The organism is Microcoleus sp. B3-D7, assembly GCF_036705305.1.
Lineage (GTDB): Bacteria > Cyanobacteriota > Cyanobacteriia > Cyanobacteriales > Microcoleaceae > Microcoleus.
On record NZ_JAUBUE010000003.1, the window covers coordinates 238,114 to 250,853 of the forward strand.

The 12,740-nt window shown below is 44.2% G+C and carries 8 protein-coding genes; 4 read left to right on the forward strand and 4 right to left on the reverse strand.

The annotated features are described in order from the left end of the window. From QUB25_RS04225 to QUB25_RS04240, 4 genes are all read left to right on the forward strand, one after another. Complete coding sequence (locus tag QUB25_RS04225; RefSeq protein ID WP_333182116.1) at positions 1 to 2,490, forward strand: WD40 repeat domain-containing protein; 2,490 nt, start codon at positions 1 to 3, stop codon at positions 2,488 to 2,490. A 1-nt stretch (position 2,491) separates the two neighbouring features. Continuing rightward, on the forward strand, positions 2,492 to 4,840 hold the full coding sequence (locus QUB25_RS04230) for a WD40 repeat domain-containing protein (RefSeq protein ID WP_333182117.1): 2,349 nt from the start codon (positions 2,492 to 2,494) through the stop codon (positions 4,838 to 4,840). Continuing rightward, complete coding sequence (locus QUB25_RS04235) at positions 4,837 to 5,961, forward strand: ATP-binding protein (RefSeq protein ID WP_333182118.1); 1,125 nt, start codon at positions 4,837 to 4,839, stop codon at positions 5,959 to 5,961. The genes QUB25_RS04230 and QUB25_RS04235 overlap by 4 nt, the downstream gene beginning before the upstream one ends. 305 nt (positions 5,962 to 6,266) lie before the next feature. Beyond that, a complete protein-coding gene (locus QUB25_RS04240; RefSeq protein WP_333182119.1) occupies positions 6,267 to 6,848 on the forward strand; it encodes an HAD family hydrolase in 582 nt (193 codons plus the stop codon). Positions 6,849 to 6,863: 15 nt separating this feature from the next. Here QUB25_RS04240 and QUB25_RS04245 read toward each other — a convergent pair whose 3' ends face one another. The 4 genes from QUB25_RS04245 to QUB25_RS04260 all read right to left on the reverse strand — a co-directional run bounded on the left by QUB25_RS04245 (position 6,864) and on the right by QUB25_RS04260 (position 12,610). Continuing rightward, positions 6,864 to 8,093 carry an ATP-binding protein gene (locus QUB25_RS04245; protein WP_333182120.1) on the reverse strand — a complete coding sequence of 410 codons (1,230 nt, stop codon included), beginning with the start codon at positions 8,091 to 8,093 and terminating at the stop codon, positions 6,864 to 6,866. A 6-nt stretch (positions 8,094 to 8,099) separates the two neighbouring features. After that, positions 8,100 to 10,646: a PAS domain S-box protein gene (locus QUB25_RS04250; RefSeq protein WP_333182121.1), complete on the reverse strand. Its 2,547-nt coding sequence runs from the start codon at positions 10,644 to 10,646 to the stop codon at positions 8,100 to 8,102. A 125-nt stretch (positions 10,647 to 10,771) separates the two neighbouring features. Beyond that, a complete protein-coding gene (locus tag QUB25_RS04255) occupies positions 10,772 to 12,061 on the reverse strand; it encodes an aminopeptidase P N-terminal domain-containing protein (protein WP_333182122.1) in 1,290 nt (429 codons plus the stop codon). 138 nt (positions 12,062 to 12,199) lie between these two features. Next, the gene (locus tag QUB25_RS04260) at positions 12,200 to 12,610 is read right to left on the reverse strand and encodes a hypothetical protein (RefSeq protein ID WP_333182123.1); all 411 of its coding nucleotides are present in this window, start codon (positions 12,608 to 12,610) and stop codon (positions 12,200 to 12,202) included. Positions 12,611 to 12,740: the final 130 nt, after the last annotated feature.

Below are 12,740 nucleotides of genomic sequence, written 5' to 3' on the forward strand. Positions count from 1 at the left end.
ATGGGAGAATTTGCTGATAAGTTAGCGGCTAAACCACTTTCCTATCAACGTGCTTATCTGGGCAGTTTACTGCCAAATTATGTTAAGTCAGGGAATTTAGAAAAATATTATCAAAGACTGACAGATTTTAAATTTCTGATGGCAAAGCTTCAACATTCTGAATTTGGAGTACAAGCACTTATTGATGATTTTAATTTAATTGACAATTCAGAAGCAGTAATTAACCCCGAGTACAACCCAGAAAAAGTGAAAGCCCTGAACTTGATTCAAACGGTACTCTGGATGTCTGCAGATATTTTAGAGCGAGATAGGACGCAACTGGCAGGGCAATTGTTAGGGCACTTACTGTACTTTGAAATGCCAGAAATTCAGGCAATGCTGGAGGCAGCCAAGCAGGGGAAAGCAGCACCTTGGTTGCGTCCTTTGACACCATGTTTAACTCCCCCTCGCAGGGGACTACTACGCACCCTCATAGGTCACAGCAAATCGGTAAAAGCAGTAGCCGTTACTGCTGATGGTAAGCGGGTGATTTCTGGTTCATCGGACAATACCCTGAAAGTCTGGGATTTAACAACTGGAAAGGAAGAGTTTACTCTCAAAGGTCACAGCGACTGGGTAAATGCAGTAGCCGTTACTGCTGATGGCAAGTGGGCGATTTCTGGTTCATCGGACAATACCCTGAAAGTCTGGGATTTAACAACAGGGAAAGAAGAGTTTACTCTCAAAGGTCACGGCTATTTGGTAAATGCAGTAGCTGTCACTGCCGATGGCAAGCGGGCGATTTCTGGTTCATCGGACAATACCCTGAAAGTCTGGAATTTAACCACTGGAAACGAACAGTTTACTCTCAAAGGCCACAGCAAATCAGTCTATGTAGTAGTCGTCACTGCTGATGGCAAGCGGGCGATTTCTGGTTCAATAGACAACACCCTCAAGGTCTGGGATTTAACAACTGAAAAGGAAGAGTTTACTCTCAGAGGTCACAACGATTTGGTAAAAGCAGTAGCCGTCACTGCTGATGGCAAGCGGGCAATTTCTGGCTCAAGAGACAACACCCTCAAGGTCTGGGATTTAACAACTGAAAAGGAAGAGTTTACTCTCAGAGGTCACAACGATTTAGTAAAAGCAGTAGCCATTACTGCTGATGGCAAGCGGGCAATTTCTGGTTCAAGAGACAACACCCTAAAAGTCTGGGATTTAACCACCCGAAAGGAAGAGTTTACTCTCAAAGGTTCCAACAAATCAGTAAATGCAGTAGCCGTCACTGCTGATGGCAAGCGGGCAATTTCTGGTTCAGATGACAACACCCTAAAAGTCTGGGATTTAACAACTCGAAACGAACGGTTTACTCTCGAAGGTCACAGCTACTCAGTAAATACTGTCGCCGTTATTGCTGATGGCAAGCGGGCAATTTCTGGTTCAGATGACAACACCCTAAAAGTCTGGGATTTAATTACTGGAAAGGAACAGTTTACCCTCAAAGGTAACAGCTACTCAGTATATGGAGTAGCCATCACTGCTGATGGCAAGCGGGCGATTTCTGGTTCGTGGGATAACACCCTAAAAGTCTGGGATTTAACAACCCAAAAAGAAGAGTTTACTCTGAAAGGTCACAGGCAAGCGGTATATGCAGTCGCCGTCACTGTTGATGGCAAGCGGGCAATTTCTAGTTCGTGGGATAACACCCTAAAAGTCTGGGATTTAACCATTGGAAAGAAACTGTTTACTCTTGAAAGTCACAGCAAATTGGTACATACAGTTGCCGCTGATGGCAAGCGGGCAATTTCCGGTTTTTTCTACAACATTTTCAAAGACTGGGATGTAATAATTGGAAAAGAACATTTTACTTTCAAAGGTCACAGAAAATCAGTCTATTTACTAGCCGTTACTGCTGAGGGCGAGCGGGCAATTTCTGGTTCATTTGACAATACCCTAAGAGTCTGGAATTTTACCAATGGAAAGGAACTTTTTACTCTCGAAGGTCACAGCGAATTTGTAAATGCAGTCGCTGTCACGGAGGATGGCAAGCGGGCAATTTCTGGTTCATCAGACAAAACCCTCAAAGTCTGGGATTTAACCACTGGAAACGAACAGTTTACTCTCAAAGGTCACAGCAAATCGGTATATGCAGTCGCCGTTACTGCTGATGGCAAGCGGGCAATTTCTGGTTCGTGGGACAAAACCCTCAAAGTCTGGGATTTAACCACTGGAAACGAACAATTTACTCTCAAAGGTCACAGCGACTCGGTAAATATAGTAGCCGTCACTGCTGATGGCAAGCGGGCAATTTCTGGTTCAGATGACAAAACCCTCAAAGTCTGGGATTTGTCGAGTGGAAATGTCATTGCTAGTTTCACCGGTAAAAGTTCGATCGCCTGTTGCGCCATTGCACCCGATGGAGTCACAATTGTGGCAGGCGACGCATCCGGCCGCGTATATTTCCTGCGACTAGAAGGGATTACTGAGTATTTAGAACAGGGGATGGCGTGAGATGGGAGAATTTGCTGACAAGTTAGCTGCCAAACCACTTTTCTATCAACGTGCTTATCTGGGCAGCTTACTGCCAAATTATGTTAAGTCAGGGAATTTAGAAAAGTATTATCAAAAACTGACTGATTTTAACTTTCTGATAGCAAAGATTCAGCATCCTGAGTTTGGGGTACAAGCACTTATTGATGATTTTAATCTGATTGATGATTCAGAAGCAGTAATTAACCCACAGTACAACCCAGAAAAAGCGAAATCTTTGGAGTTGATTCAATCGGTCTTGTGGATGTCAGTGGATATTTTGGAACTAGATAACAATAAGCTGGCCGAACAATTATTGGGTCGCCTACTGTACTTTGAAATGCCTTCTATTCAAGCAATGCTGGAGGTAGTAAAAAAGTGGAAAGCAGTACCTTGGTTGCGTCCTTTAATCCCTTGTTTCATTCCTCCCCAAGGAGGATTAATACGTACACTTGAAGATCACACCAGTTTAGTAAATGCAGTTGCCGTCACTACTGATGGCAAACGAGTAATTTCTGGTTCAGCAGATAAGACCATAAAAGTCTGGGATTTAACAACTGGGAAGGAACAGTTTACTCTCAAAGGTCATAGCGACTCAGTAAATGTAGTTGCTGTCACCCCCGATGGCAAGCGGGTGATTTCTGGTTCTTGGGACAAAACCATAAAAGTTTGGGATTTAACAACTGGAAAGGAAGAGCTTACTCTAAAAGGTCACACTTACTGGGTAAATGCAGTTGTTGTCACTGCTGATGGGAAGCGGGCAATTTCTGGTTCCAGAGACAACACCCTCAAAGTCTGGGATTTAGTAACTGGAAAGGAAGAGTTTACTCTAAAAGGTCACACTTACTGGGTAGATGCGATAGCGGTCACTCCTGATGGTAAACGAGCAATTTCTGGCTCGTGGGACAGCACCCTCAAAGTCTGGGATTTAGTAACTGGAAAGGAAGAGTTTACTCTAAAAGGTCACAGTTACGCGGTATGGGCCATCGCTGTCACTCTTGATGGAAAACGAGCAATTTCTGGTTCGTGGGATAGAACCCTCAAAGTTTGGGATTTAACAACTGGGAAGGAAGAGTTTACTTTTGACGCTCACAGTGCTTCAGTAAATGCAGTTGCGGTCACTCCTGATGGAAAACGAGCAATTTCTGGCTCGTATGACAGCACCCTCAAAGTTTGGAATTTAACCACTGGAAAGGAAGAGTTTACTCTCAAAGGTCACACTGATTGGGTAAGTACAGTTACTGTCACTGCTGATGGTAGGGCGATTTCTAGTTCCTATGACAAAACCCTAAAAGTTTGGGACTTAGTAACTCGAAAGGAAGAGTTTACTCTCAAAGGTCACAGCAATTGGGTAAGTGCAGTTACCGTCACTGCTGATGGTAGGGCGGTTTCCGGTTCCTATGACAAAACCCTAAAAGTTTGGGATTTAAGAGCAAGAGGGGAAGAGTTTGCTCTCAAAGGTCACACTGATTGGGTAAAAGCAGTCGCCGTCACCCCCGATGGCAAGCGGGCAATTTCTGTTTCAGAGGATAAAGCGGTAAAAGTTTGGGATTTAAGAACTGGAAAAGAAGAATTTACCCTCAGAGGTCATAGCTACTTGGTAAATGCCGTAGCGGTCACTACTGATGGCAAGCGGGCAATTTCTGGCTCAAGAGACAAAACTCTAAAAGTTTGGGATTTAAGAGCAAGAGAGGAAGAGTTTACTCTCGAAGGTCATAACAACTCGGTAAATGCGGTAGCCCTCACCGCCGACGGCAAGCAGGCAATTTCCGGTTCATCGGATAATACCCTAAAAGTCTGGGATTTAACCACTCAAAAGGAACTGTTTACTCTCAAAGGTCATAGCGACTGCGTAAAAGCAGTGGCGGTCACGGAGGATGGCAAAATAGCAATTTCTGGTTCATCGGATAACACCGTAAAAATCTGGGATTTAATAGCTAGAAAGGAAAAGTTTACTCTCAAAGCTCACAGCCAATTTGTAACAGCAGTCGCCCTTACTGCTGACGGCAAGAGAGCAATTTCTGGTTCGTGGGACAACACCATCAAAGTCTGGGATTTAACAACTAGAAACGAACTTTTTACTCTCAAAGGTCACAGCGACTCGGTAAATATAGTAGCCCTCACCGCTGAGGGCAAGCGGGCGATTTCTGGTTCATCGGACAAGACCATCAAAGTTTGGGATTTGTCGAGTGGAAAGGTTATTGCTAATTTTACCTGTGAAAGCCCGATCGCCTGTTGCGCTATTGCACCCGATGGAGTAACAATTGTGGCAGGCGACGCATCCGGCCGCGTATATTTCCTGCGGCTAGAAGGGATGGAGGCACTAACATGAATTCCTCACCTTTGCCAACACCCATCTATACCGCTGCTTACCCAATAGAATTTCAGCAAGTCCTGCGAGAAAAAACCGAGAATTTTGTCGGCCGCAAGTTTGTTTTTTCTGCGATTTCCCACTTTCTGGACTCCCACAGCCGCGGTTATTTCACAATTGTCGGCACTCCCGGCTGCGGCAAAAGTTCCATCCTCGCCCAATATGTTACCGCCCATCCTCGCAGTATCTATTACAACGCTGGAATTGAAGGCAAAAATCGAGCTGAAGATTTTCTCGCTTCTGTCTGCACTCAACTGATTGACAAATACCTTGCCGCCAATGGGGAAACATCCGAAATCCTCAAGCTAAAATCTCAACTTCAAAATCTCGAATCCCATGATGGGAGTTGGTTTCTGTCTTTGTTGCTTCAGCAAATTAGCGATAAATTAGCCGATCGCCAAAAGTTGATAATTGTCATTGATTCTGTAGACGCGATCGCCCGCACGAGCCAGCCTCCCAGCTCAAATCTGTTTTATCTGCCGAGATATTTGGGCGATCGTACTTATTTTATCCTCGCCCGCCGCCCGTTTTTGAGAGAGAAATCCGGTTTGTTAATTGAAACGCCCTCTCAAACCCTCGATTTAAGAGATTATCCCGCCCAAAATCGCGAAGATGCCCTGAACTACATTCAGCAATACCTATCAACCGCACCGGATTTAACTGCACCGGAATTGGGCCAACAACTCGCCACTGTCAGCGAAGACAATTTCATGTATCTGAGTCAGATGTTACCTGCCATTAACGAGAATTCACGCCCCGATGCTAATCTGGGGGAATCCTCACTTGTCTCTGAACTTCCTCCCGGTTTAGCAGCGTATTATCAAAACCACTGGCTGCGGATGAGAGGTGATGGCTTATCGGCGATCGAGTTGTCTGTGCTGAATGTTTTGGTACAATCAACAGCAAGTTTATCTGTAAGTGCGATCGCCAATATAATTGATCAAGATGAATACGATGTTGAAAAAGCGTTAGACAATTGGATCGAGTTCTTAAATAAACAAGAAATGGGAGGAGAAATTTGCTATAGTTTGTATCATAATAGTTTCCGCCAATGGTTAGGCAAACAATCTATTTTAGAATGATGATGAGTACAGGGCAGTGTCCCTTGGAGTCAACTTAACGTTACAGCGATAGTCCGACAGGGGTTGAAACCCCTGCCTCAAAGCTGAAGTCCTCTAAAAGAGGACTAATGAATGATTCAGTCCTCTTTTAGAGGACTTTGGCTATTAGACAGGGAATTCATTCCCTGGCGGACTGGCGGGTAGGTGGGAGGACTAGCGGACGAAAAGCTTAAGTTGACACGCCTTGGGCATTGCCGTGTCCTAACTGTGGGTAATATCAATTCCGATGCCACCGAGTTTTATATTATATAAAAAACAATACAACAATGAAACGAGCAGTATTTCTTGACAGAGATGGCGTTCTCAATATCGAAGCCGGCTACATCCACAAAGTAGAAGATTTGCATTTAATCCCCGGAGTCGCCGAAGCTGTACGCCGTTTAAATGACAAACAAATATTTTGCTGTTTGGTTTCCAATCAATCGGGCCCGGCGAGGGATTATTATCCGGTTAGTCACGTAGAAGCTTTGCACAAACGCCTGTGTCAGTTATTAGAAAATGAAGCAGGAGCCAAGTTAGATGCTCTTTATTACTGTCCTTATTTAAGCGCAGCCGAAGGCGGAACTAACCCAGAATTCACGCGGTATACGACGTGGCGAAAACCAAATACAGGGATGTTGGTAGCGGCGGCTTGGGAACAGGATTTAGATTTGCGAAATAGTTTTATGGTGGGGGATAAAGCGACTGATGTTGATATGGCTCACAATGCCGGCTGTACTGGTATTTTGGTGCAGACTGGTTACGGGGAAAGTGTGTTGAGTGGGGAGTATCAGCACCATACTAAACCGGATTTTATTGCAGCAAATTTAGCGGTGGCTGTGGAGTGGATTTTGCAACACTTTGATTAGTGTTTGTAGTGGCATTTAACTTGTTTCTCGTTGAGTCTTACAGGAAAGTGCTACGTAAGGAAGGGCGACTGTGAAGGTGGTACCCACGCCCATTTTGCTTTCGCAGGCGATCGCGCCTCCTTGCAATTCCACAGCTTTTTTAACAATTGTTAATCCCAAACCGTTACCTTTAATCTTTCCCGTATTCTTGCAGCGGTAAAACATTTCAAATATTTTCCCTACTTCGGTTTCTGGGATGCCGATACCTTCGTCTCGAATACGCAGAATTAGTGAGGGAGAGTTAATATTTGTAAATTGGGAATTGCCAAACAAACACTGAGGAGATAAGCAGAAAATAGCTTCTTTGTCTCCCTCGCCTGCTTGACGGCATTCCAATTCTAAGGTGACTTGCCCGCCGTTTGGGGAATATTTGATGGCGTTGACGATTAAGTTAGAAATAATGCCGTGCAGCAATTGTTGATCTAATATTGCACTGGTAACATCTGAGGGGATTAATGTCAGTTTGTGCTTGGCTTCATTTCCTAACAGCAATTGAGCGAGCAAGTCTTGACAAAATTCGACTAAATTTATCGGTAATGGATTGCATTTGAGTTTGCCTGCTTCTGCCCTGCCCATGAACAGCATATCGTCGATTAGCTGGTTCATCTTTTGGGTAGCTGAGTGCACCAGCCGCAGGGTTCTAACTTGGGATTCGTCCCTGCTGCGAGTGCGATCAAGATCGAGAAGTTCCGCAGAAATTAAAATCGCGTTGAGGGGATTCCGCAATTCGTGAGCGGCCATTGAAATATACTGGTTTTGGCGGTGCGATTTTTCTTCCACCGACTCTCTAACTGCTTCCGCAGCTTTGAGAGATTCTCGCATCTTGGTTTCGATTTCGTGTCTGTGCAGGGCAATCTCGATCGCCACCCGCAAATCATTTTGTTGAAATGGTTTGATAATATAACCGAGTGGGTCTGTAAGTTTCGCTCTTTGCAGCGTTTTATCGTCGGCATAAGCTGTTAAAAATACTGTCGGCACATTCCTATTAGTTCGGATTTTTTCTGCCGCTTTTACCCCGTCTATCTCACCTTTAAGCACGATATCCATCAACACTAAATCTGGCGGGTTTTCTAGAACTTTTTGAATTGCTTCTTCTCCTGAAGAAACTGTAGCTGTTACTGCATATCCCAGTTTTTTTAATCGGCCTGCTATGTCTTGGGCTACAATAACTTCGTCTTCGACCACCAAAATTTTTATAGGGTTCATTTTTCTTTAAATGCGTCGCCGATAATTTAACTCTTTAAAAATTAGAGTGTAGCAGGTTCCACACTGACTGTCAATTGCAATACTCGCCTCTAATTGGTCAGACAACATTCTTACTAATCGCAATCCTAATGTTTCGGCATTTCCTGCGTCAAAACCCGCCGGGAATCCGCTACCATTATCTTGAATAATTAATTGAAGTTGCTGATAAGTTAATTCATTAAATTCTATGTTAATTTCACCTGCTAAACTTTGGCTAAAAGCATATTTTAAGGAATTAGACACTACTTCGTTAATAATTAAACCGCAAGGAATTGCTGTTTCTATGTTTAAATAAATTGGGTCAAGGTTGAGATTGAATTTGATGGCAGTGTTGCCGCACCCAAAAGATTGATACAAATTAGCAACCAAGTTTTCGACGTAGGGGGGAAGGTCGATGCGATCGAGATGTTCGGATTGATACAATTGCTCGTGAATCAGAGCCATTGAATGGATGCGGGTCTGGCTTTCTTCAAATAAAGCTAGCGTCGGTTCGTCTTCAATATATTGAGCTTGAAGTTGCAGCAGGCTGGAAATTACCTGCATATTATTTTTGACTCGGTGGTGAATTTCTTTGATCAATACTTCTTTTTCGCGGAGTGCTGCTTGGATGCGGACCTCGGTAAATTTGCGATCGCTGATATCTTCGCCAATACCCGCGATGCGGTAAATTTTGCCCGATTCGTCGTAAATGGGAAAAGCTCGATCGCACACCCAGCGAATTGTGCCGTCTGGCAGAAAAATCCGATATTCGGTATTGGTGGACTCGCCCTGCAACACTCGCCCCATTGCCTCTTCCAACAAATGTTTATCTTCTGGATGCAGCCACTCCATCATTTTTAAGGGATCAGCATACAGTTCTTCGCGACTGCGCCCCCAGATTTGTTCGTAAGCTGGACTCAGATACAATAAATCGGTGAATTCCGCAGACATTAGCCAGACGGAATCTTGGATATTTTCTGCTAGCTGGCGGAAGCGTACTTCACTTTCGCGGATGGTTTGTTCTGCCTGTTTGCGTGCGGTAATATCTACTGCAATGCCCACCATGCGGTAAACTTTACCAGAGTGATTTCTAATCGGAAAAGCCCGATCGCGAATCCAGCAGGTTTTGCCGTCCGGCCGGACAATTCGATATTCTATCTCGTCTTCAGACTCAATTTGTCTAGTTAAATTAGCAATAACGCGCTCGCGATCTTCTGGATGGAGGGAATCTGCAAAAAAGCGCCCGTTAGCATACAAATCAGCGCAGCTTCTGCCCCAAATCTTTTCGTAACCCGGACTGATATAAATAATTTCCTGCGGTTGAACATTTACCATCCAAAACACGCTTTCAATGTTTTCTGCTAGCTGTCGGAACCTTTCTTCACTTTCTTTCAGCGCTGCTTCTGTTTTTTTGCGATCGCTAATATCGCGCTGCACGCCAAAATAGCCCACGATTCTGCTGTGGGAATCGTAAATGCAAATATAGTCGCCTTCTACCCAAAATGGAACCCCGTCAAACTTGCGATTTTCATTTTCGATGTGAATTCTGCCAGCCTCAAAAAATTGCCTTATTATCTCTCTGCTACCAGTCAAGTTGTGCGAAAATAAAGAGTCAAGCGTCCGGCCAATAAACTCTTCCCTGGTACCTCCGTATTGAGCTATCAAAGCATCGTTTGCCTTCGTTACCCGCCCCTTAGCAAATATGTAATCCAAGACTTTTTCTTTGTCAACTGTATCATCCCAGTGTACGGGTTCGTCCAGCATCATAAAGAAAAAACCATCTAAAGATTGAGAGAAAAACAATTCTAGCTGTTCCTGGCTTTCTCGCAGAGCTTCTTCGGCGTGCCAGCGATAGATAATTTCTTCCCGCAATTGAGTGTTGGCTGTTTTTAAGTCTTCAGTGCGCTTTTGATATTTAATTTTTAGCTGATTTTTGATTTCTTGCAGCGCTATTTCTGCCTGTTTTTTTTCGGTGATATCCTGAGTAACTACCATGCCGGCAAAAATTTCTTCCCGGTCGTTTTTGACTGGAGCAATTGTTGTTGAATAAACACGATCGCCGTATTTATATTCAAAAGTATTCTCTTTTCCTGCCAAAGCAGCGCGATAGGTAGTCTCAAAAAGGGGCAAATCTTCAGGTGGGGATACTTCCCACAATGTTTTGCCTTCCAGCAGTTCTTTGGACAAACCAACTACTGCCAAACCTTGGCCGTCAACTAGAGTATAGCGCAAATCGAGATCGAACAAAAACACCGAGCCATTGGGATAATGTTTGATGAGAGTTCGGTACATTTCCTGGCTTTTTTCCAGAGATGCGATTAACTGAATGCGATCGTCCTCGGTGATATCCGATTCAGTTGCCCAAGCCGAAGAGTCCGCATTCTCCACTGCTTTGAGTTGTGCTTCTAATTTATGGCACAATTCTCTCTGCTGCTGCAAATCCTCTTCAAGTTTCCGAATTTTTGCTTTTTGCTCTGCTACTAATGCTTCACAGGTTTCGAGAGGTCGATCGATCTTGGTAGGATCAATACACATAATTGCTCTAGGTTTGCCAGTTGCGGACTTGAGCTTTTTCAAGTTAATACTAACAAAGCTCAAGCCTTTACTGCCAACTTAATTAGCCAGAATCTTTTTTGACTTGTGCTTAAAGCCTTCTACCTTTATTTAGGAACTCCCGCCGTCAAGACTTCATGACAATCCGCTGTCACCAAAACATCATCTTCAATTCTCACGCCAATCCCGCGCCATTTTTCAGGAACCTCCGGCTGTCCTTCCACGGGTTTAATATAAGGAGAAATATAAATCCCCGGTTCCACCGTCAGCACTTGTCCTGCCTGCAAAACTTGCGGATTTTCGCCGTACTGATAAACGCCGACATCGTGCACGTCCAATCCCAGCCAATGACCAGTGCGGTGCATATAAAATGGCTTGTATTTCTCTTCTTTAATTATCTCTTCAATGTCCCCCACCAAAAGTTTTAAGTCCATTAAACCTTCCACCAAAACGCGCACCGCTGTTTCGTGAATTTTGCTGTAAGGATTTCCCGGATATACTTGACTAATTGCCTGCAATTGTGCTTGCAAAACTAAGTCATAAATTATCTGTTGTTCGGCTGTAAATTTGCCGCTAACAGGAAAGGTGCGAGTAATATCGGCGTTGTAGTACCCGCAAGCACAACCGGCATCTATTAGCAGCAAATCGTTTTCCTGCATTTGCCGGTTGTTTTCGATGTAGTGTAGGACGCAAGAATTGTAACCGGATGCAACAATAGAAGGGTAAGCCGGAGTGCAGCCATTTAAGCCAAAAGTATGTTCTATTTCAGCTTGAATTTCATATTCGTATCTGCCCGGTTTGGCGAATTCTTGGGCGCGGTTGTGCGCTGCAACTGAGATATTAGCCGCTTTTCGCATTAATGCTAATTCAGTTTCGCTTTTCACAAGCCGCATCGGGTGTAAAATGATGTTGGAATCTTCGATTGCTGTGGGGCCTGTGCCGCGTTTTGGGTAGGTTGCCATCAAGCGCTGCCAGTGATTGAGGACTGTTTGATCGAAACTACGATCGCGCCCGAAGTGATAGTATATGCGATCGGCTTTTTCTAAATATTTCGGCAATTTTTCCGCAAGTTCGGCGATGGGGAAAGCTTCATCCGCGCCGTACAATTCCTTAGCGCCTTCTACTCCGGCGCGATAACCGTGCCAAGTTTCTTTTTCCAAGTCTTTTGGCTGCACAAACAACACAAATTTGTGTTCTTCGTGGTGCGGCGCCAGCACTGCTACCGCCGCAGCTTCATTGAAACCGGTTAAGTAGAAAAAATCGCTATCTTGTCGGTATGCGTATTCTACATCGTTGTGCATGACGGCTGCGGGCGCGCTGCGAAATATCGCCGTCCCGCTGCCAATTTTTGCCATTAACTGTTCGCGTCTTTGCCGATATTCGGTGGGGTTTGTCATCCGATTTTAGATTTTAGATTGTAGATTTTAGATTGAGTGTAATATTAACACTCGGCGGTTTCAAGCGCTGCTTGTCAGACTTGCACCCGCAAGCCCTGGGTTGAAGATATAGGCGATCTGTTTTTTTTGTTTGTCTACTTATTTATTCTCTTGTTCTGCGATCGCCAATTGACAAGTATAGTCAACCAGCCGAGACAAAGATGAGTGGCCATCGACTAAAGTCCATTTCGGAGAGAAATTAGACCAATTTTCGCCATCTTGGCTAACTCTGACAGTTCTCAACTGTCGTTGCTGACAGTCAACTTCCATTTGCGCCAACAATTTATCCTTACTAAACTGTTGAGTTACTAAAATAGTTCTGACTGGATAAGAGGGAGCACCGGGAATATCGGATTTGCTTAATTCAACGCTGCTGGAGTCGATGCAAATATCTACAAAACATCTTGATTTTTCGGCGCGGGCGCTCAAAGTATTGAGGGAAACAAAAATCAAAGTTGCTATTAAAAAAAATGACAAATTCTTAGTATGTATGGCAAATGTAGTATTCATCTGCGTTAATTGGCGTTTAGGGGCGGTTTAATATTATTGACAGTTTAATAAAAAAGTAGGGACGTGGCAATAGTGCTGCGTCCCTACTTTTTAAAGACACGGCATTGCCGTGTCCCTAATTTTTAAACAA